The sequence below is a fragment of the Pseudomonas sp. ACM7 genome (assembly GCF_004136015.1).
Classification (GTDB): Bacteria; Pseudomonadota; Gammaproteobacteria; order Pseudomonadales; family Pseudomonadaceae; genus Aquipseudomonas; species Aquipseudomonas frigoris.
On sequence record NZ_CP024866.1, the window covers coordinates 1,911,717 to 1,931,896 of the forward strand.

The following is a 20,180-nucleotide window of genomic DNA, read 5'->3' on the forward strand; positions in this document are numbered from 1 at the left end:
CGCTCCCACGTTTAACCGAGCTCGTCCATGGAGGCGCGGTCGAATGTGGGAGCGGGCTTGCTCGCGAAGGCGTCAGAACAATCACCACAGGACTCGCCCTGCACACCCCGCGACTGTCCGCTATCATGCCCTCACTTTCGATACGCGAGATTGTCATGCGCCGTTTGCTCTGCCTGTTGTTTTTAGTGCTCGCCCTGCCGGCCACCGCCGCCGGCTTGCTGGACAGTCGACCCAGTTCGACGCTGGGCTCGATCAACAACAGCGCCGACTTCCTGCCGGTGCGCGAAGCCTTTCAGCTGAGTCTGGTAGACAGCACACCGCAATCGATCAAGCTGCGTTTCGTCGCCACCGAGGGCTATTACCTCTATCGGCACCGCTTTCAGTTTCGCGCCGAACCCGCCGATGTTGGCCTCGGTGCAGCGCAACTGCCCAAGGGTGAACAGAAGCACGATGAGTACTTCGGCGATGTCGAGGTCTACCACGGCATTCTCGAAGTCGAACTGCCGCGCACCGATCAACGCGCCTTCACCCTGGTGGTTACGTATCAGGGTTGCGCCGACAAAGGCTTGTGCTATCCACCCGAGACCGAGCGCCTGAGTATTGATGGCAGCGCAGGCACGACTCCGGCCTGGAGCTGGCGCGAATTGGCGCTGTTCTTCCTCGCAGGCATAGGCCTGACGTTCACCCCGTGTGTGCTGCCGATGCTGCCGATCCTGTCCGGCGTGGTGTTGCGCGGTCAGGTGGGTGGTTTGCGCGGCTTCAATTTGTCGCTGGCCTACGTGCTGCCAATGGCCGCCTGCTTCGCCCTGCTCGGCGCGCTGATGGGGATGTTCGGCGCACAACTCAATCTTCAGGCGCGGCTGCAATCGGCGTGGGTGCTGGTGCCGTTCGCGATGTTTTTTGCACTGTTTGCCTTGGCGATGTTTGGCGTCTTCGAACTCAAGCTGCCTCACGCTATCAGCAGTCGGCTGGATCGGATCGCCGGTCGCACCGAGGGTGGTTCGTTGTGGGGCGCCGCCGTGCTGGGCGTGGTTTCCAGCCTGTTGGTGTCGCCCTGCGTCTCGGCGCCGCTGGCCGGCGCGCTGCTGTACATCAGCGCCAGCGGCGATGCATTGGGCGGTGGTCTGAAATTGTTCATGCTCGGCCTTGGCATGGGTGCACCGCTGTTGCTGGTTGCCACTGGTGGCGCCGCTTGGCTGCCGAGAAGCGGACCCTGGCTGATCTATGTGAAAAACGCGATTGGCGTTTTATTGCTGGGGCTGGCGATCGGTCTGCTCAGTCGAGTACTGCCGGGCCAGATCACGTTGCTGCTGATCGGCTTGTTGGCCGGTGGCGTCGGGTTGTTCATGGGTGCGCTGGAGTTCGTCTACAAACCGCCGAGAAAACGCCTGGGCCAGTTGCTGGGAATGTTCCTGCTGTTTTATGCGCTGGCGTGTTGGTATGGAGCGTTCAGCGGCCAGACCGATCCGCTCAATCCAATTGGCCAGCCGCGCACGGTTGCCGGCAATGAGCAACCGCAAAACACCAGCGCATGGCAAACCGTCAGCACCCCGGCAGACCTGGACCGCGTCCTCGCCGAAGCCAAATCATCGGGCACCCCGCTGCTGCTCGACTGGTACGCCGACTGGTGCATCAGTTGCAAAGTCATCGAACATAAGGTGCTCAACGACGCCACGGTCGTCGAACGCCTCAAAGGCTATCGACTGATCCGCTTCGACATCACTGCCAGCAACGCCGAGCAACGCGCCCTGCTCGACCGCTACAAACTGTTCGGCCCGCCAGCGCTGATGTTTTTCGGCAAGGACGGCGTCGAACACGCCGATGTGCGAGTGATCGGCGAGATCAACGCCACCGACTTCGCCGAACGTGTTGCGAAAGCAAATGACCGGATTTAATAACCCGGTCACATATTTCGCGCAAACATCGGCCATCGTGCTGGCTATTGCATAGAACTGGACAGTCACAAAGGCTTTGCGGCATAGTCGCCGGGTTCTGACAATTGCACACAGATAACAAGGAACAGCAGATGGCGACGCTACTGGTTCTGCACGGACCCAACCTGAACATGCTCGGCACCCGTGAACCGGGCACCTACGGCGCCACGACACTGGCGCAGATCAACCAGGACCTGGAACGCCGTGCCCGTGAAGCCGGCCACCATTTGCTGCACCTGCAAAGCAACGCCGAGTACGAATTGATCGACCGCATCCACGCTGCCCGCAGCGAAGGTGTGGACTTCATTCTGATCAACCCAGCAGCTTTTACGCACACAAGTGTCGCATTACGTGACGCGCTGCTGGCGGTGAGCATCCCATTCATCGAAGTGCATTTGTCTAACGTGCACAAACGCGAACCTTTCCGCCATCACTCTTACTTCTCCGACGTAGCGGTGGGAGTGATCTGCGGCCTTGGCGCCAGCGGTTATCGACTGGCCCTGGAGGCCGCACTAGAGCTGCTTGAAAGACAGGCAACGGCTTGAACAACAAGCGTAACGCCCCTGACCGACCCTTGGGAGTTGATGATTCATGGATATCCGTAAAGTTAAGAAACTGATCGAACTGCTGGAAGAGTCCGGCATCGACGAGCTCGAGATCAAGGAAGGCGAAGAGTCCGTACGCATCAGCCGTCACAGCAAGACCCCGGCTCAGCAGTACTACGCACCGGCTCCAATGCATGCTCCGGCGCCTGCGCCTGTTGCTGCTGCCCCGGTTGCTGCCGCCGCACCTGCTGCTCCGGCCGCGCCAGTTCTGAACGGTAACGTTGCCCGTTCGCCTATGGTCGGCACCTTCTATCGCAAATCTTCGCCATCCTCGCCGTCCTTCGTTGAAGTCGGCCAGACCGTGAAGAAAGGCGACACCCTGTGCATCGTCGAAGCCATGAAGATGATGAACCACATCGAAGCTGAAAGCAGCGGTGTGATCGAATCTATCCTCGTCGAAGACGGCCAGCCGGTTGAGTACGACCAACCGCTGTTCACCATCGTTTGAACCGCGGAGAGACTTTGATGACTGCGAAGTTGGAAAAAGTTCTGATCGCCAACCGCGGTGAGATCGCCCTGCGGATCCTGCGTGCCTGCAAAGAGATGGGCATCAAGACTGTCGCCGTTTACTCCAAGGCCGACAAAGAGCTGATGCACCTGGGTCTGGCAGACGAATCCGTCTGCATCGGCCCGGCCTCGGCCGCGCATTCTTACCTGCACATCCCGGCAATCATCGCCGCGGCTGAAGTGACCGGCGCTACCGCCATTCACCCAGGCTACGGTTTCCTTGCGGAAAACGCTGATTTCGCTGAACAGGTCGAGAACTCCGGCTTCGCGTTCATTGGCCCGAAAGCCGACACCATTCGCCTGATGGGCGACAAGGTATCGGCCAAGCACGCCATGATCGCTGCGGGCGTTCCAACCGTTCCGGGTTCCGACGGCCCACTGCCTGAGGACGAAGAAACCGCTCTGCGCATCGGTCGCGAAGTCGGTTACCCAGTGATCATCAAAGCCGCTGGCGGCGGCGGTGGTCGCGGCATGCGCGTTGTGCATAAAGAAGAAGACCTGATCTCCTTCGCCAAACTGACCCGCACCGAAGCAGGCGCGGCGTTCGGCAACCCGATGGTCTATCTGGAAAAATTCCTGACCAACCCACGCCACGTGGAAGTTCAGGTACTTTCCGACGGCCAGGGCCACGCCATCCATCTGGGCGACCGCGATTGCTCGCTGCAACGTCGTCACCAGAAGGTGCTCGAAGAAGCGCCGGCACCGGGCATCGACGAGAAAGCACGCGCAGAAGTCCTCGCACGCTGCGTCAAGGCTTGCATCGATATCAACTACCGTGGCGCGGGCACTTTCGAGTTCCTGTACGAGAACGGCGCGTTCTATTTCATCGAAATGAACACCCGCGTTCAGGTTGAGCACCCGGTATCGGAAATGGTCACCGGCATCGACATCGTCAAGGAGATGCTCAGCATCGCCGCTGGCAACAAGCTGTCGTACACCCAGGAAGACGTGGTTATCCGCGGTCATGCACTGGAATGCCGAATCAACGCCGAAGACCCGAAAACCTTCATGCCGAGCCCAGGTACGGTCAAGCATTTCCACGCACCAGGCGGCAACGGCGTTCGCGTCGATTCGCACCTGTACAGTGGCTATGCCGTTCCGCCGAACTACGATTCGTTGATCGGCAAGCTGATCACCTACGGCGCAACCCGTGACGAAGCGTTGGCGCGCATGCGCAATGCGCTGGACGAAATCGTTGTCGACGGGATCAAGACCAACATCCCGCTGCACCGCGACCTGGTCCGTGATGAAGGCTTCTGCAAAGGTGGAATCAACATCCACTACCTGGAACACAAGCTGGCTGGCGAAAAGCACTAAGCTTCGACCCAATCAACAAAGCCGCCTTCGGGCGGCTTTGTTGTTTCTGAAGGTTTCCCCCGTCCCTGCGGGGCTAATCTGACAGGCACCGGTCTGTCCGGGCTGGCTATAATCGTTCTCTTATCAGCGCAACGCCGATGAACCAGAGCCAGCCCATGCCTGAAAAATTGCCCATCAATCTCAACGATCTATTGCGCCAGCGGACAGTCGAGGGTGAGCGAATCGAATACAAATCAGGTTGGAATCCTGATCCGATCATTCGCACGCTCTGCGCTTTCGCCAACGACTTCGAAAACCTGGGCGGTGGTTACGTTGTGATTGGGCAGGATTGCGATGCCAATGGTCAGCCGATCTTTCCTCCACAGGGGCTTTCCGATCAGGTGCTCGATAAGATCCAGCTCGAACTGCTAGCGGCTTGCCAATCAATTCAGCCTGCTTACTTTCCAGTGTTGAGTATGGAAGAGGTCGAGGGTCGCAAGTTAATCGTGCTATGGGCGCCCGGCGGGCAAAATCGCCCCTATAAAGCTCCGGCCGCTGTGACAGCCAAACACAGAAGTTTGCATTACTACATCCGTCGCTACAGCAGCACGGTGGAAGCCAAGGGCGAAACCGAACAAGAACTCTTGAGCCTTGCTGCCAAGGTGCCTTTTGATGATCGCTTCAATCTGGGCGCTCGTGTCAGTGATCTGTCCAAACCTCTAATGCAAAGCTTTCTGCAAGAAGTGGGCAGTGCCTTGGCCGAGGATGCAGCAGTTCTGTCTACCGAAGCGCTAGGGCGACAAATGAACGTCGTGGGAGGCCCGACCGAGTCGCCATGGCCTAAAAATGCAGGCCTGATGTTCTTTAGCCCAGTCCCAGAGCGATTCTTCCCCGGCACACAGATTGATGTTCTGTGGTTTCCGGAGGGGTGCTGGCGGTGATCGCTTTGACGAAAAGATCTTCAAGGGGCCACTGGCAACCATAACCCGCGAATCACTGGCCTATATCCAGCGCAACTACCTGCATGAAACAGTGATCAAACACGCAGACCGCGCCGAAGCTACAAGGATCTGGAATTTCCCCTTCGCAGCAATTGAAGAGGCGCTGGTCAATGCCGTTTATCACCGGTCCTATGAAGAACGCGAACCGATTGAGGTCCGCATCAGCCAGGAAGAATTGGTGATTCTGAGCTTCCCGGGGCCAGACCGCTCGATTCGAATGGAGGACCTGCGAATAGGTCGCGCCGTGAGCCGCCGCTACCGTAACCGGCGAATTGGTGAGTTCCTGAAAGAACTGAGTCTGACCGAAGGCCGCTCGACAGGCATCCCGAAAATTCTCAAGGTCATGGCGGTCAATGGCTCACCTGCGCCACTATTTGAAACCGACGATGATCGGATTTCGTATGTCGTACGGCTTCCAGCGCACCCTCAGTCACAGAGAGCAGATGCAACAACCATGGAAGTCAACATGGAAGTCAGCATGGAAGTCGCTTCGGTGCTAAGAGCCATTGAAGGCAACATGAGCAGGCTGGAACTTCAAACCAGAATGGGCCTGAAAAACGCTGACTACTTCCGCAAGGCTTACATACTGCCAGCCATGGCCGCCGGGGTGCTTGAAATGACGCTGCCTGAACGCCCCAACAGCCGCCTGCAACGCTATCGTCTGACAAACAAAGGCCTGCAATGGCTCACAGCCAATAATGCAGGGCATCAGCATTAAGATGTGATCCAGACCAACAAAGCCGCTTTCGAGCGGCTTTGTTGTTTCTGAGGGTTTCATAATGTGCACGCGAGCAAGGCCGCTCCCACAAAAGCCCCGCGCTCGCGTAAACTTGCGCGCTTCTCGCAGCCCGCTAGGCTGCAATCAATATTTTTCAAAGGTGCCCGCCATGCCTTGGCTGCAAGTCCGTCTCGCCATCAGCCCAGAACAAGCCGAAACCTTCGAAGACGCTTTCCTTGAAGTGGGCGCCGTATCGGTGACGTTCATGGACGCCGAAGATCAGCCGATCTTCGAGCCGGAACTCAACACCACGCCGCTGTGGTCGCACACGCACCTGCTGGCCCTGTTCGAAGGTGGCACCGAAGCCGCCACCGTGCTGGCCCACCTTGAGTTGCTGACCGGCAGTCCGCTGCCCGAACATCACAGCGAAGTCATCGAAGACCAGGATTGGGAACGCAGTTGGATGGACGGCTTCCAGCCGATGCGTTTCGGCCAGCGCCTGTGGATCGTTCCGAGCTGGCACGCCGCACCCGAGCCTGACGCCGTCAACCTGCTGCTGGACCCGGGCCTGGCGTTTGGCACTGGCACACACCCGACTACCGCGCTGTGCCTGGAATGGCTCGACGGCCAGGACCTGAAAGACTGCAACGTATTGGACTTCGGCTGCGGCTCGGGGATTCTGGCGATTGCCGCCCTGTTGCTGGGTGCCAAGGAAGCCGTCGGTACCGATATCGACGTGCAAGCCCTGGAAGCTTCTCGCGACAATGCCGGGCGCAACAACATTGCCGAAGCACTCTTCCCACTGTATCTGCCGGAAGATCTGCCGCAGGTTCAGGCCGACGTGCTGGTGGCCAACATTCTTGCCGGCCCGCTGGTTTCCCTGGCGCCGCAATTGTCCAGCCTGGTCAAATCCGGTGGTCGTCTGGCGCTGTCGGGCATCCTCGCCGAGCAAGGTGAAGACGTCGCCAAAGCCTACGCCCAGGACTTCGATCTGGACCCGATCGCCAATCGCGATGGCTGGGTGCGCATCACTGGCCGTCGGCGCTAGAATGAGCGCCTGCATAAACCGGATCGCCGCATGACCGACAGCTTCGTCACCCAGTGCCCGCATTGCCAAACCAGCTTCCGTGTCAGCCATGCTCAATTGAGCGTGGCCCGCGGAGTGGTTCGTTGCGGCTCGTGTTTGCAGGTGTTCAACGCCGCCAAGCAGCTACTTGAGCAACGGGCCGGCAAGGACGCGATCACGCCGGCTGCCCCGGCCATCGTCGAACCGCCGGAGCCGCGAGCCATCAGTCAAAAGCAATGGACCGCCGCCGAGCTGGATCTGGACAGTCTGGACCTGGACGAAGAGCTCGCTCGCCTCGAACAACGGGAGATCCAGCCGACCACGGATTTCGGCCGACAGCGCGAAGACAACCTGAGTGCCAGCCGGGATACCGTCGAGCACGAAGAAGCGCCGTGGCCCGACAGCCTGTTCAGCGAATCGGCTGCCGATCGTGCGCAGACCACCGAAGCCGACTTGCCAGAGCTGGAACTCGATCCGAGCAAATACTCGCGCACCGAACCTTCACTGTCCCTGGAACCGGTGGAACTGGACGACGAGTCTCTGCCGCCACAGCTGCGCCTGCACGACCCACTCGACGCACCGATGCATCACGAACGCCTGTCGGCGACCGATGATATCGACGACGATCTGCCCTCGATCGAACCTGTGCGCAAAAAGCGTGAGCCGGCTGTCCGCGCTGAAGCTCTGCAAGACCTGACCGATGACCCACTGCAACTGGACTGGCAAAAACGCCGTTCACCCTGGGGCCGCCGATTTTTCTGGCTGCTGTTGATCCTGCTCGGCGCCGCCGCGCTCGCCGGCCAGTACATCGCCTACCATTTCGAGGAGCTGGCGCGTCAGGACCAGTACCGTCCGTGGTTCCAGCAACTGTGCCCGCAAATCGGCTGCACCGTGCCATCCAAAGTCGACATCGCCAAAATCAAAAGCAGCAACCTGGTGGTCCGCAGCCACCCGGACTTCAACGGTGCACTGGTGGTCGACGCGATCATCTACAACCGCGCGCCCTTCTCCCAGCCGTTCCCGCTGCTGGAGTTGCGGTTTGCCGACCTCAACGGCCACCTGATCGCCAGCCGTCGCTTCAAGCCCGGCGAGTACCTCAACGGCGATCTCGAAGGGATGGCGGAAATGCCTCCGCAAACGCCGATCCACATCGCACTGGATATCCTCGATCCAGGCTCCAAAGCGGTGAATTACAGCCTGAGCTTCCATTCGCCCGAGTGAAACGGTTCAGTGTTACGGGTTTGACGGCATATTTCTGACTTTGACCGCTCACACCAAACCGCTGGCGATAACAGAATAACTGTTCAGATTTTGTTCAATTCAGCCTTTATCCAGTCATCGAGAGCGGGTATCATGCCAACCCTTTTTCGAACTCTCATGATCCGACCCCACAACAGGGAAGTCCTATGTCGGCGGTACGCATCGGTCCTTACACATTGCACAACGGCTTGATTCTCGCCCCGATGGCGGGGGTCACAGACCAACCCTTTCGTCAGCTGTGCAAGCGACTGGGCGCAGGACTTGTAGTCTCGGAAATGGTCACCAGCGACATGAGCTTGTGGAACACCCGCAAATCGCGGATGCGCATGATCCACGAAGGTGATCCCGAGCCCCGCTCGGTACAGATCGCCGGTGGTGATGCACAGATGCTGGCGGATGCGGCCCGGGCCAACGTTGAACTGGGCGCACAGATTATTGATATCAACATGGGCTGTCCGGCGAAAAAGGTCTGCAACAAGGCCGCCGGGTCCGCGCTGTTGAAGGATGAAGCACTGGTGACCGAGATCCTGCAGGCCGTAGTGGCTGCGGTTGATGTGCCGGTCACCCTGAAGATCCGCACCGGCTGGGACCGGGACAACAAGAACGGCCTGACCGTGGCGAAGATCGCCGAGCAGGCAGGCATTACGGCGTTGGCGGTCCATGGCCGCACCCGTGCCGATCTGTACACCGGCGAAGCCGAGTACGACACCATTGCCGCAATCAAGCAGGCCGTGTCGATTCCGGTCTTTGCCAACGGCGATATCGATTCGCCAGAGAAGGCCCGGTACGTGCTCGATGCGACCGGTGCCGATGGCCTGCTGGTAGGCCGGGCCGCCCAGGGGCGGCCATGGATTTTTCGTGAGATCGATCACTTTCTGCGTACCGGCGAGAAACTCCCGGCACTGGAACTGATCGAGGTGGAACGCATTCTGCTAGAGCATCTGGCTGCGCTGCACGTCTTCTATGGAGACGTCATGGGCGTACGCATTGCTCGAAAGCATGTGGGCTGGTATCTCGCAACCTTGCCGGGCGCCAGGGAGTTTCGCGCCCACTTCAATCGTTTGGAAGATACGGAAGCACAATGCGCCAACGTTCAGGGCTTCTTCGCCGAACGTTACAAGAGCCTGACAGGGGACGGAGACGAGGTGGCCGCATGACGATGATGACCGAGACTTTAGTGAGTGGAACAACACCCGTGAGCGACAACGTGAATTTGAAACAGCACCTCAATACGCCGAGCGAAGAAGGTCAGACCCTTCGCGGGAGTGTCGAGAAGGCGCTGCACAATTATTTCGCCCACCTTGAGGGCGCTGCCGTCACGGATGTGTACAACCTGGTGCTCTCCGAAGTCGAGGCTCCCCTGCTCGAGTGCGTGATGAACTACGTCAAGGGCAACCAAACCAAGGCCAGCGAGCTGCTCGGGCTGAACCGAGGCACGCTGCGCAAGAAACTCAAGCAGTACGATTTGCTGTAAGCATTCAATCAAACCAGAAAGGCGCCCGCGTAAAAACGGTCGCCTTTTTTGCTGACTCCTTTGCTTTTGATGGAAATTGAAATGACCGACCAGACTACCCGCCTGCCGATCCGCCGCGCCTTGATCAGCGTTTCCGACAAGACCGGGATCCTCGAATTCGCCAAAGAGCTTGAAGCCCTGGGCGTCGAGATCCTCTCCACCGGCGGAACGTTCAAGCTGCTGCGCGACAACGGTGTTGCCGCAGTGGAAGTCGCGGATTACACCGGTTTCGCAGAAATGATGGACGGTCGGGTGAAAACCCTGCACCCGAAAATCCACGGCGGGATCCTCGGTCGTCGCGGTATCGACGACGCCATCATGAACGAGCACGGCATCAAGCCGATCGACCTGGTAGCGGTCAACCTGTACCCGTTCGAAGCGACTATCAACAAGCCAGGCTGCGACCTGCCGACCGCAATCGAGAACATCGATATCGGCGGCCCGACCATGGTCCGTTCGGCTGCAAAAAACCACAAAGACGTGGCCATCGTGGTGAATGCCAGCGACTACACCAGCGTCCTCGAAAGCCTCAAGGCCGGCGGCCTGACCTACGCTCAGCGTTTCGACCTGATGCTCAAGGCCTTCGAACACACCGCCGCCTATGACGGCATGATCGCCAACTACATGGGCACCGTGAACCAGGCGGCTGACACCCTCAGCACTGAAGGCCGCAGCGAGTTCCCGCGCACTTTCAACAGCCAGTTCGTCAAGGCTCAGGAAATGCGCTACGGCGAGAACCCGCACCAGAGCGCGGCGTTCTACGTTGAAGCCAAGCCTGCCGAAGTGGGTATCGCCACCGCGACCCAACTGCAAGGCAAAGAGCTGTCGTACAACAACGTGGCCGACACCGACGCCGCGCTGGAATGCGTGAAGAGCTTCGTCAAACCGGCCTGCGTGATCGTCAAGCACGCCAACCCGTGCGGCGTGGCCGTCAGCCCGGACGCCGAAGGCGGCATCCGTCAGGCTTACGAACTGGCCTACGCCACCGACACCGAGTCGGCGTTCGGCGGCATCATCGCCTTCAACCGCGAGCTGGATGCTGAAACGGCCAAGGCTATCGTCGAGCGTCAGTTCGTCGAAGTGATCATCGCCCCGTCCGTCAGCGAAGAAGCTCGCGCCATCGTGGCTGCCAAAGCCAACGTGCGCCTGCTGGCCTGCGGCGAGTGGTCGGCTGATCGCGCTGCTGCGTGGGACTACAAACGCGTCAACGGTGGCCTGCTGGTGCAGAGCCGCGACATCGGCATGATTGGCGCCGACGACCTGAAAGTCGTGACCAAACGCGCCCCGACCGAGCAGGAGATCCACGACCTGATCTTCGCCTGGAAAGTCGCCAAATACGTTAAGTCCAACGCCATCGTCTACGCCAAGAACCGTCAGACCATCGGTGTCGGCGCTGGCCAGATGAGCCGCGTGAACTCCGCTCGTATTGCTGCGATCAAGGCTGAACATGCTGGTTTGCAGGTGGCAGGCTCGGTGATGGCCTCCGACGCGTTCTTCCCGTTCCGCGACGGCTTGGACAACGCAGCCAAGGTTGGCATTACCGCAGTGATCCAGCCAGGCGGCTCGATGCGTGATAACGAAGTGATTTCTGCCGCAGACGAGGCCGGCATCGCCATGGTCTTCACCGGCATGCGCCACTTCCGTCACTGATACGACGATCCCCTGTGGGAGCGAGCTTGCTCGCGATAGCGCCCTTTCAGACACATTGATGCTGGATGTGCCGCCGCCATCGCGAGCAAGCTCGCTCCCACAGAAAAGCAGCTGCATGGCTGCATCAAGAATTAGCGTCATCCGAGGTTTTTGAAATGAATGTTTTGATCATTGGCAGCGGTGGCCGTGAACACGCCCTGGCATGGAAAGTGGCTCAGGATCCGCGCGTGCAGAAGGTTTTCGTGGCTCCGGGCAACGCCGGCACCGCCATTGAAGCCAAGTGCGAGAACGTCGCTATCGACGTGCTGGCCCTTGAACAGCTGGCAGACTTCGCCGAGAAGAATGTTTCCCTGACCATCGTCGGCCCGGAAGTGCCGCTGGTCGCTGGTGTCGTCGATCTGTTCCGCTCCCGTGGCCTGGATTGCTTCGGTCCGACCGCTGGCGCTGCTCAGCTGGAAGGTTCGAAAGCCTTCACCAAGGATTTCCTGGCGCGCCACAAGATCCCGACCGCCGATTACCAGAACTTCACCGAGATCGAGCCTGCCCTGGCTTATCTGCGTGAAAAAGGCGCACCGATCGTGATCAAGGCCGATGGCCTGGCCGCCGGTAAAGGTGTGATCGTTGCCATGACGTTGACCGAAGCCGAAGACGCCGTACGCGACATGCTCGCGGGTAACGCATTCGGCGACGCAGGCTCGCGCGTTGTGATCGAAGAGTTCCTGGACGGTGAAGAAGCCAGCTTCATCGTCATGGTCGACGGCAAGAACGTATTGCCGATGGCCACCAGCCAGGACCACAAACGCGTCGGCGACGGCGACACCGGTCCGAACACCGGCGGCATGGGTGCTTACTCCCCTGCACCGGTCGTGACCGCTGAAGTGCACAAGCGCGTCATGGACCTGGTGATCTGGCCAACCGTGCGCGGCATGGCCGATGAAGGCAACGTCTACACCGGTTTCCTGTACGCCGGTCTGATGATCGACAAAGCCGGTAACCCAAAAGTTATCGAGTTCAACTGCCGTTTCGGCGACCCTGAGACCCAACCGGTGATGCTGCGTTTGCAGTCGAGCCTGGTGTTGCTGGTCGAAGCGGCGCTGGCGCAAGCCCTGGACAAGGTCGAAGCACAATGGGATCCACGTCCGAGCGTCGGCATCGTGCTGGCCGCTGGCGGCTATCCTGGTGACTACGCTAAAGGCGTTGCGATCAACGGTCTCGATGCAGCTGCAGCACTGGAAGGCAAAGTCTTCCACGCCGGTACTGCACTCAAGGACGGTCAAGTGGTGACGGCCGGTGGTCGGGTACTCTGCGCCACAGCAATGGGTGCCAGCGTCGATGCCGCTCAGCAGCAGGCTTACAAGCTGGCGGCCAAAATTGACTGGGAAGGCTGTTTCTATCGCAAGGACATTGGCTACCGTGCCATTGCCCGCGAGCGTGGCGAAAATCAGGAATAAGAGCGCCATTGGGCCAGGCAAGGGCTTCGGGCCCTTGCCGGACTATTCCGGCGCCGCGCATAGTTATATTCTGGCATCAACCTACGAAGGGATTTCGCCGTGCGCTGGCTCAGGATTGCCATAGGTTTCACCGTCACTCTGCTGACCTTGCTCTGCATGCTCCCGGCCCAGGCCACGCAAGGCAGTGGCTGGGCGGTATTGCTCGACGAACAGGGTGACCTGCAGCTCAGCGACATCCGTTCCGCTCGCTACACCAATCAATTCAGCCCCATTGAACTCGACCACCTCACCGCCGCCGAGCCCGATGGCGCGTTATGGCTGCGTTTCAGACTCGCTCCCGGCAAGCATGAACAGTTGCTGCGGGTGTTTGCTCCCGACCTGTCGCACCTCAATCTGTATGTGCTGGACGGTGACACGCTGATCGAGCAACTGAACACCGGCACCGGCCAGCCCCAGGCTGAACGGCCACTGCCCAGCAGCGACTTCATGTTGCCGCTGCCGCAAAACGAAAAACCTCTCGACGTTTACCTGCGTCTGGTCTCCGACCATCAGTTGAGGCCTTACATCACCCTGCAGTCGGCGGTCATGACCGCGGCCAATCAGAATCAGACGCTGATCTACGGACTGTTGTTCGGCTGTATCGCGATGCTGATCCTGCACAGCCTCGTCCGCTACGCCTATACCCGCTCACGCAGCAGTTTCTGGCTGGCCGGATGCGAAGCATTGTTGATGCTCAGCCTGTTGCTGTTGCTGAATCTGGCAGGGCCTTGGCTGCCGAACTGGCACGCGGTGCAGACACCCGGCGCCTACCTCGCCTTGCTGCTGACGGCGCCATGCGGCCTGATGTTCGCCTATCGCTTCTTCGCCCCACTTGGCCCGCACCCGCTGAACAAGTTGCTGCTGGGGGACATTCTGTTCATCGTGGTCTGCGGCTTGCTGCTGTTGTTCGTCAACACGCTGCCGCTGAACATCATGACCTACGCCCTGGTCGCTCTGGCAGGCCTGAGCATGTTGTTCGTCAGCGCCTATCACTGGCAAAAAGGTTATCGCCCGGCGCGCCTGTTCGTCGCGGCGATGGTGGTGTTCAACATTGGCACTCTGATCATGTTGCCGGCACTCCTGGGATTGACCCTGGTCGCACCGCAGGGATTGATCATGACGCTGCTGGGGTTAATCTGCATCAGCGGCGTGCTGATGAGCATTGCACTGAGCGAACGTCAGCGCAGCATCACCGAAGACCGTTTCAGCGTCAGCCGCGACCTGGCCGCCAGCAACGCCGAAATCAACGCCAAGGCCGAATTCCTGGCAAAAATCAGCCACGAAATCCGCACCCCGATGAATGGCGTGCTGGGCATGACCGAGCTGCTGCTGGGCACACCGCTCTCGGTCAAGCAGCGCGACTATGTACAGACCATCCACAGTGCCGGCAACGAACTGCTGACACTGATCAACGAGATTCTCGACATCTCCAAGCTTGAATCCGGGCAGATCGAACTGGACGATGTGCAGTTCGACCTCAACGCACTGATCGAAGATTGTCTGAGCATCTTCCGCGCCAAGGCCGAACAGCAGAACGTCGAGCTGATCAGCTTTATCCAGCCGCAAGTGCCGCGCGTCATCAGCGGTGACCCTACACGCCTGCGCCAGACCCTGCTGAGCCTGCTGGAAAACGCCCTGAAGAAAACCGACGAAGGCGAAATCCTGATCGTCGTCGCGCTCGATGAGCGCAGTGCCAAACCGCGCTTGCGCATTGCCGTGCAGGACAGCGGTGAGCCGATGGACGCCGAAGAGCGCGACGCATTGATGCACGCCGAACTGCACAGCAAGCACTTCCTCTCGGCCACCCGCTTGGGAGGCAACCTGGGGCTGGTGATCGCCCGTCAACTGATTCGCTTGATGCAAGGGGAGTTCGGGGTCAAGAGCGGCGCCAATCAGGGCAGCACCTTGTGGCTGACCCTGCCGCTGGACCCTGACCGCCTCGAACACCCGACGTCGGACCTCGATGGCCCACTGCAGGGTGCACGGGTATTGGTGGTGGACGATAACGACACGTGTCGCAAAGTGCTGGTGCAACAGTGCAGCGCCTGGGGCCTGAATGTCAGTGCCGTAGCGTCCGGCAAAGAAGCGCTGGCGCTGCTGCGCACCAAGGCTCACTTGCGCGATTACTTCGACGTGGTCCTGCTGGACCAGAACATGCCCGGCATGACCGGCATGCAACTGGCCGCCAAGATCAAGGAAGACCCGAGCCTGAACCACGACATCCTGCTGATCATGCTCACCGGCATCAGCAATGCGCCCAGCAAGATCATCGCGCGCAACTCCGGGATCAAACGCATCCTCGCCAAACCGGTGGCCGGGTACACCCTCAAGACGACATTGGCCGACGAGCTGAACCAGCGAAACAAAGGCCTTTCCATCTCGCAACACCTGCCCACCGGCCCGACCTTACCGGTGAAGGTGCCAAGCGATTTCCGCATCCTGGTGGCCGAAGACAACAGCATCTCGACCAAAGTGATTCGCGGCATGCTAGGCAAGCTCAACCTGCAACCGGATACCGCCAGCAATGGTGAAGAAGCCTTGCAGGCGATGAAAGCCCAGCGTTATGACCTGGTCCTGATGGACTGCGAAATGCCGATCCTCGACGGCTTCTCCGCGACTCAGCAATTGCGTGCCTGGGAAGTCGGTAATCAGCGGATTCGCACGCCGGTGGTGGCGTTGACTGCGCACATCCTCGCCGAACACAAAGAACGTGCACGCCAGGCCGGCATGGACGGGCATATGGCCAAACCGGTCGAGCTGTCGCAGTTGCGCGATTTGATCGAGCATTGGGTTGGGCAGCGGGATCAGCAGAACCGCACAGCGTCGACCATCTGAGAGCCCTCGGGCTAACGCTCGGTCAGATGTCCAGAGCACTCAAGTATTTCAGGGACTGGGACACCACAGACTTCTTTACCTTCTCCCGAAACTCGGCGTAATGAAGCGTGTTGAACGTGATCGTGGTTATCTGTTCGGTGCTTTTTTGCTCAAGCGATTCATTTTTGCTGAACAGGAACCGAGAGATGTTTCGCAGTATCGAAAACTTGCGGTGATAGACCGCCATATCCACCTTGTGCGCGCCGTTCTTCACGCAAGGAATCATCTGAAAGTAGGCGATATCTCCCTTCAGGATCGTGGACTCAAACGTTTCGAGCGCCAGCGAATTGCGCTCCAACTTTGTCAGGGCGCGGCTGATGGGTATGGAAAATCTATCACCGATGGATTCCCGGATACGTTGTATCGCCTTGCTGCCCATCGGAGCGGCAGGCCCGGGCGATAACGTTTGAGGTGTGGGCACATCCCATCCCACAAAACGGAGTTGCCTGCAGTAGTAGTCGAACCAGTCGCCCGATAATCCATTCTTAATTGCATCGCGCGTGACTCTTTGTGCAAAAGCCGTGCTCATGTAGACGTCTTCGCGGTGCGACGCAGGCAGATCGCTGGCGAACGACACGATACTGCCGCCAACCACCGCTGCCGGTGGTGCAATCAGATCCGTCATGACCGAATCTCCTCTGGCTGCGTGGTGCTGCAGGCATCGTCGTGCAGGGTTAACGTTGCAACATTGGTCTCGATCCGGTCCTTGACCTTCAGAGCAATTTGAGCCCGTACAGGGGCATATACCGTTTCCGACAGATTCGCCCGGACGTAACGGCGGCTAATGATGCCTTGTACATCTTCGCCCCAATAGAGATGCGCCAACGGGTTGGAACTCAGCAATTGATGGGTTTTGAGCTCGATACAAACACTGCTGAACGAAGTCGGTGTTGGCGCCACGATCACCAGCAAACGAACATCCATCGCAGGTGCCGGCACCTCGATAGACTGCTTTTCGGACACTTTTTGCATATGGCTGCGCAACAAGTTGGTTGCCGGGTTGATGTCCGATTCGTTGACAATTTTTGACAACACTTCGGCAGTCACATGCCCTTCATCTGCCCCCACCTTGGACATCGCTGCGGCCGCCCACTGAACCGCCGACTCAACGCTCTCTGAAGGGAGATTCAAGTCTTCGCGCGCTTTACCGCGCCACATCCAGATACCATCCAGAACTTTTATGTAGGTGTCATACCAACTCACACCCGGCTCTAGTTCTGTTTTTTTATTGGCTGCCAACTGTGCATACAACACCGTATTGACCATATCATCATAAGTGGTCAGATCCTCTGATTCGGGCACCATCAAAACCGCAGCCCCGACAATCAATACTGAATAATCACATCTCATTTAAATACCTCCACACAGAGAAGGACAGTCGTTATTTCGACCGCCCTTCCAGGCATCCATCAAATGTCGTAGTCGAGTTTATCAGTCGAGTACTTCACAAGTTTCGATGCAATCAATTCTCGAGTCGCCGAAGCCAGCAGATCATTCTTTTCGAAAGCTGTCTCACCGCGATACAGACCTACGTTACGAACATCCGTATCGACGAACATTACTTTTGTCGATGAATTCCGGCGTGTAAAACGTACTGCGCCAATGGCAAAAACAGTCGTACCGTTAACATCGATACACGAGCCGGTCGTTACTCCACCCACACCTTGTTTCAGCAAGTTGCGCTCATAAAGCGTCATTGCGGTATCGCGTTTTTGCAGGGCGGCAATCGCATCACCCGCGGTTTTCAGCATCAGTGCAGTAGCCGGGCCCGGTACGGTAAGGCCAGCGACTACCGAAGCAAGGATCTCCAGCACCAGCTTGTCCATGCGGACACTGGTTCCCGACACGTTCAGATCGTTGTAGTACTTGCTGATGGTCATCCAACCCGTTTCACCCATGACTTTACAGAACAGCGCGTACCATTCTTTACCCTGGTGCTCCAATGGAAACTTTTTGTTTGCCACAAGCGACGCATAGTGAAAAGCATTCTGCGCGTCACTGCGGTTAATACCGGTGAGGTTACCGCTGAAACTAATGAGGCCTTCGCCTACGACCGATCCTTTCGACGGCACTTCAACTTCTTCACCCGACACAAACAAACCACGAGGCCTAATAAGCAGTGGCTCACCCAGATCATAACTCTGTAGTTTCTCTATACAGGCAGCAATATGACTTTCACTAAACATATTATTCACAATTTCTTCCTTATCGACATTAATGCAAGCCCCTCATGAACTTGTCGAAAAGAACAATAAACAAACAAACCAACTCAGACAAACCAAAACATGTAACTTCATATACAACACCAACCCAACACAACTAACCAATCAAACTCAACCCAACTAAATACAAGTCAATAAAATCAATTCCATACCTTTTCAAACTCAACACCCACAGACACTTGACCAACTGATAGACTCCGACTCACCCGTCTCTGGATGCGAGCCGAAACCATGCTCCATGTGTTATTCAGCGTTTACCTGAAAATGCTAGTGCTCTACAGCCCGTTCTTCGTGTTGTCCTGCTTCATCAGCCTGACCCGCGGTTATTCGCGCAAGGAACAACGCCGGCTGGCTTGGAAAGTGGCCACCGCCACGCTGGTGTCCAGCGTGTTGCTGTACCTGTTCGGGCGAGTGATTTTCAGTGTCTTCGGCATCACCGTGGACGCGTTCCGCATCGGCGCCGGCAGTGTGTTGTTCATCTCGGCGCTGGGCATGGCTCAGGGCAAGTCGGCAGTGCAAACCGACAACGTGCAGCAGGACGTGACCATCGTCCCGCTGACCATTCCCCTGACGGTCGGCCCCGGCACCATCGGCGCCTTGCTGGTGATGGGCGTGAGTCAGCCGCATTGGGACGACAAACTCACGGCCATTCTCAGTATTGCCCTGGCCAGTTTCACGGTCGGCGTGGTGCTTTATCTGTCCAACCGCATCGAGCGCATTCTCGGTGACCAGGGTTTGCAGATCGTCAGCCGGTTGATGGGGTTGTTCGTCTGCGCATTGGCGGCGCAGATCATCTTTACCGGAGTGAAGGGCTATCTGGTTCCGTGACGCCCACCTTCGTCATTAGCGCGGCGAGCTGCCTGTCCTCGCCATCGATGGCCAGTGCCTGCACCAACTCATCAAGGGTTACGGTCATTGTGGTGCCATGAACCTGCAGACTCAGACTCATCGAACGGCGCGCGGTCAAATCGTCGGGGTGATTGCGCAAGATCAGGCTGTGTCCGGTATTCGGGTCGGTGAGCAGCAACTGCCTTTCAACCAGGCTGACCCGCCACACATCCTGCGGCCCGGTATCCAGAATCAATGTGCCAGGCATCAGTGACTCAGCACTCAACGAACGACGACAATCAACCACAATGCATTCAAGCCGCTGCCAGACAGTACTCGATACGTTGCAGCTGATCGCTCTGGGCCCATAACTCAAGATCAACTGGGTAACGCCGTCAGGTATCAACGGCATAACGTCATTGAGCTCACCCTGAAATTCCAGCATCAACACCTCGGCTTCACGACGTGCAACGCTGTTCTCCAGCCACACATCCCTCGAAGCGCTGTATGTCCGTTGGCTGGGCGTTTCATGGAGCAAGGCAACAGTTTTGTTTCGAACACCCAGCAGTCGGGTTTCCAGGCTCGTATTGACCTCACCCACCACACGATCGATGCCCTCGACGTACCATTGGCAGCCCAAGTAACCGCCAACCGATACAAATGCTTCGTGGGGATGCTTGCTCAGCAGCGCCTTCAACGCTTGCCTCACGCCCGCATCGTAAGGGTCATTCGTACCCTGTTGCGCCAGAACCCAGTCTCCCGTGACGCCGACAATAAGTGCCGGTTCACCGAACATCATCTCGAGTTCAACCCCTTCAAGCGTCCGCCCTCGCAGACCGGGGCCATGTGTCCATACCTGCGCAAAAGACCATTCGGGCCAGACCTTTTGTGGAACAGGCAACAGGTCCTGCCGCAGAAGCTGCAGACCATTATCAAAGAGTGTCGATAGTTTTTCAGGCTCAAGGAACGCTTGGCGGTAAAGTTGCCCAACGGAAACATCCAGCAGCCAGCCCGCCTCCTCATCTGGCGTCGTTGCCACCAACTGCACTACCTTGCCAGGGCCCACATCAGCAATCAGCAATCGATGGTCGACGTACCAGGCACACAGTTTTTCATCCCGTACGCCGTTACCCAGACCAAGAATCGAAAAGCTCGACGCTTGATGCGCCTTCGCAAGCGCCTCAACGTCGGTCCAAAACTCAAAGCCAAGGCCCAA

The 20,180-nt window shown here is 58.3% G+C and carries 18 protein-coding genes; 14 read left to right on the forward strand and 4 right to left on the reverse strand.

What is annotated here, in order from left to right; genetic code table 11:
- Positions 1-155: 155 nt before the first annotated feature.
- The 13 genes from CUN63_RS09110 to CUN63_RS09165 all read left to right on the forward strand — a co-directional run bounded on the left by CUN63_RS09110 (position 156) and on the right by CUN63_RS09165 (position 15,875).
- Entirely contained in the window at positions 156-1,895 is a 1,740-nt protein-coding gene (locus CUN63_RS09110) for a protein-disulfide reductase DsbD (protein WP_129438829.1), read from the forward strand.
- A gap of 131 nt (positions 1,896-2,026) precedes the next feature.
- Positions 2,027-2,479 (forward strand): type II 3-dehydroquinate dehydratase, encoded by a 453-nt coding sequence (aroQ, locus tag CUN63_RS09115; protein WP_129438831.1) that lies wholly within the window; start codon positions 2,027-2,029, stop codon positions 2,477-2,479.
- Between the two features lie 46 nt (positions 2,480-2,525).
- The gene (gene accB, locus CUN63_RS09120) at positions 2,526-2,987 is read left to right on the forward strand and encodes an acetyl-CoA carboxylase biotin carboxyl carrier protein (RefSeq protein ID WP_008153753.1); all 462 of its coding nucleotides are present in this window, start codon (positions 2,526-2,528) and stop codon (positions 2,985-2,987) included.
- A gap of 17 nt (positions 2,988-3,004) precedes the next feature.
- Entirely contained in the window at positions 3,005-4,363 is a 1,359-nt protein-coding gene (accC, locus tag CUN63_RS09125; RefSeq protein ID WP_008153754.1) for an acetyl-CoA carboxylase biotin carboxylase subunit, read from the forward strand.
- Positions 4,364-4,518: 155 nt separating this feature from the next.
- Entirely contained in the window at positions 4,519-5,283 is a 765-nt protein-coding gene (locus tag CUN63_RS32100) for a helix-turn-helix domain-containing protein (protein WP_256657686.1), read from the forward strand.
- A complete protein-coding gene (locus CUN63_RS32105) occupies positions 5,249-6,061 on the forward strand; it encodes a Fic family protein (protein ID WP_256657748.1) in 813 nt (270 codons plus the stop codon). Before CUN63_RS32100 ends, CUN63_RS32105 begins: the two co-directional genes overlap by 35 nt.
- A 169-nt stretch (positions 6,062-6,230) precedes the next feature.
- Positions 6,231-7,109 (forward strand): 50S ribosomal protein L11 methyltransferase, encoded by an 879-nt coding sequence (gene prmA, locus CUN63_RS09135; protein ID WP_129438833.1) that lies wholly within the window; start codon positions 6,231-6,233, stop codon positions 7,107-7,109.
- 30 nt (positions 7,110-7,139) lie between these two features.
- Complete coding sequence (locus CUN63_RS09140; RefSeq protein ID WP_129438835.1) at positions 7,140-8,348, forward strand: DUF3426 domain-containing protein; 1,209 nt, start codon at positions 7,140-7,142, stop codon at positions 8,346-8,348.
- Between the two features lie 185 nt (positions 8,349-8,533).
- A complete protein-coding gene (gene dusB / locus CUN63_RS09145) occupies positions 8,534-9,544 on the forward strand; it encodes a tRNA dihydrouridine synthase DusB (protein ID WP_008153758.1) in 1,011 nt (336 codons plus the stop codon).
- Positions 9,541-9,861: a DNA-binding transcriptional regulator Fis gene (fis, locus tag CUN63_RS09150; RefSeq protein ID WP_007907419.1), complete on the forward strand. Its 321-nt coding sequence runs from the start codon at positions 9,541-9,543 to the stop codon at positions 9,859-9,861. The genes dusB and fis overlap by 4 nt, the downstream gene beginning before the upstream one ends.
- Before the next feature lie 81 nt (positions 9,862-9,942).
- On the forward strand, positions 9,943-11,550 hold the full coding sequence (gene purH, locus CUN63_RS09155) for a bifunctional phosphoribosylaminoimidazolecarboxamide formyltransferase/IMP cyclohydrolase (RefSeq protein WP_129438837.1): 1,608 nt from the start codon (positions 9,943-9,945) through the stop codon (positions 11,548-11,550).
- Between the two features lie 155 nt (positions 11,551-11,705).
- Positions 11,706-13,001 carry a phosphoribosylamine--glycine ligase gene (gene purD / locus CUN63_RS09160; RefSeq protein ID WP_129438839.1) on the forward strand — a complete coding sequence of 432 codons (1,296 nt, stop codon included), beginning with the start codon at positions 11,706-11,708 and terminating at the stop codon, positions 12,999-13,001.
- Between the two features lie 99 nt (positions 13,002-13,100).
- Positions 13,101-15,875, forward strand: coding sequence for a hybrid sensor histidine kinase/response regulator (locus tag CUN63_RS09165; protein WP_129438841.1), 2,775 nt, complete (start codon positions 13,101-13,103; stop codon positions 15,873-15,875).
- 22 nt (positions 15,876-15,897) lie between these two features.
- Here CUN63_RS09165 and CUN63_RS09170 read toward each other — a convergent pair whose 3' ends face one another.
- The 3 genes from CUN63_RS09170 to CUN63_RS09180 are packed head-to-tail and all read right to left on the reverse strand — an operon-like array spanning position 15,898 to position 18,100.
- The gene (locus CUN63_RS09170) at positions 15,898-16,539 is read right to left on the reverse strand and encodes a hypothetical protein (protein ID WP_129438843.1); all 642 of its coding nucleotides are present in this window, start codon (positions 16,537-16,539) and stop codon (positions 15,898-15,900) included.
- The gene (locus CUN63_RS09175) at positions 16,536-17,264 is read right to left on the reverse strand and encodes a hypothetical protein (protein WP_129438844.1); all 729 of its coding nucleotides are present in this window, start codon (positions 17,262-17,264) and stop codon (positions 16,536-16,538) included. Before CUN63_RS09175 ends, CUN63_RS09170 begins: the two co-directional genes overlap by 4 nt.
- Before the next feature lie 59 nt (positions 17,265-17,323).
- On the reverse strand, positions 17,324-18,100 hold the full coding sequence (locus CUN63_RS09180; RefSeq protein WP_165353311.1) for a hypothetical protein: 777 nt from the start codon (positions 18,098-18,100) through the stop codon (positions 17,324-17,326).
- 267 nt (positions 18,101-18,367) lie between these two features.
- Between CUN63_RS09180 and CUN63_RS09185 the strand changes: the two genes are divergently transcribed.
- On the forward strand, positions 18,368-18,964 hold the full coding sequence (locus CUN63_RS09185) for a MarC family protein (RefSeq protein ID WP_007937197.1): 597 nt from the start codon (positions 18,368-18,370) through the stop codon (positions 18,962-18,964).
- On the opposite strand, the gene CUN63_RS09190 is transcribed toward CUN63_RS09185, so the two are convergent.
- Positions 18,933-20,180, reverse strand: coding sequence for a hypothetical protein (locus tag CUN63_RS09190; RefSeq protein WP_129438848.1), 1,248 nt, complete (start codon positions 20,178-20,180; stop codon positions 18,933-18,935). The genes CUN63_RS09185 and CUN63_RS09190 overlap by 32 nt on opposite strands.

Excerpts from the sequence above, each read along its gene's own strand:
- CUN63_RS09170 (WP_129438843.1), bottom strand. The coding sequence starts at position 16,539 with ATGACGGATCTGATTGCACCACCGGCAGCGGTGGTTGGCGGCAGTATC.
- accC (WP_008153754.1), top strand. The coding sequence starts at position 3,005 with ATGACTGCGAAGTTGGAAAAAGTTCTGATCGCCAACCGCGGTGAGATC.
- CUN63_RS09185 (WP_007937197.1), top strand. The coding sequence starts at position 18,368 with ATGCTCCATGTGTTATTCAGCGTTTACCTGAAAATGCTAGTGCTCTAC.
- aroQ (WP_129438831.1), top strand. The coding sequence starts at position 2,027 with ATGGCGACGCTACTGGTTCTGCACGGACCCAACCTGAACATGCTCGGC.
- CUN63_RS09175 (WP_129438844.1), bottom strand. The coding sequence starts at position 17,264 with ATGAGATGTGATTATTCAGTATTGATTGTCGGGGCTGCGGTTTTGATG.
- CUN63_RS09140 (WP_129438835.1), top strand. The coding sequence starts at position 7,140 with ATGACCGACAGCTTCGTCACCCAGTGCCCGCATTGCCAAACCAGCTTC.
- fis (WP_007907419.1), top strand. The coding sequence starts at position 9,541 with ATGACGATGATGACCGAGACTTTAGTGAGTGGAACAACACCCGTGAGC.
- prmA (WP_129438833.1), top strand. The coding sequence starts at position 6,231 with ATGCCTTGGCTGCAAGTCCGTCTCGCCATCAGCCCAGAACAAGCCGAA.
- dusB (WP_008153758.1), top strand. The coding sequence starts at position 8,534 with ATGTCGGCGGTACGCATCGGTCCTTACACATTGCACAACGGCTTGATT.
- accB (WP_008153753.1), top strand. The coding sequence starts at position 2,526 with ATGGATATCCGTAAAGTTAAGAAACTGATCGAACTGCTGGAAGAGTCC.
- purD (WP_129438839.1), top strand. The coding sequence starts at position 11,706 with ATGAATGTTTTGATCATTGGCAGCGGTGGCCGTGAACACGCCCTGGCA.
- CUN63_RS09110 (WP_129438829.1), top strand. The coding sequence starts at position 156 with ATGCGCCGTTTGCTCTGCCTGTTGTTTTTAGTGCTCGCCCTGCCGGCC.
- CUN63_RS32100 (WP_256657686.1), top strand. The coding sequence starts at position 4,519 with ATGCCTGAAAAATTGCCCATCAATCTCAACGATCTATTGCGCCAGCGG.
- CUN63_RS32105 (WP_256657748.1), top strand. The coding sequence starts at position 5,249 with ATGTTCTGTGGTTTCCGGAGGGGTGCTGGCGGTGATCGCTTTGACGAA.
- purH (WP_129438837.1), top strand. The coding sequence starts at position 9,943 with ATGACCGACCAGACTACCCGCCTGCCGATCCGCCGCGCCTTGATCAGC.
- CUN63_RS09180 (WP_165353311.1), bottom strand. The coding sequence starts at position 18,100 with ATGTTTAGTGAAAGTCATATTGCTGCCTGTATAGAGAAACTACAGAGT.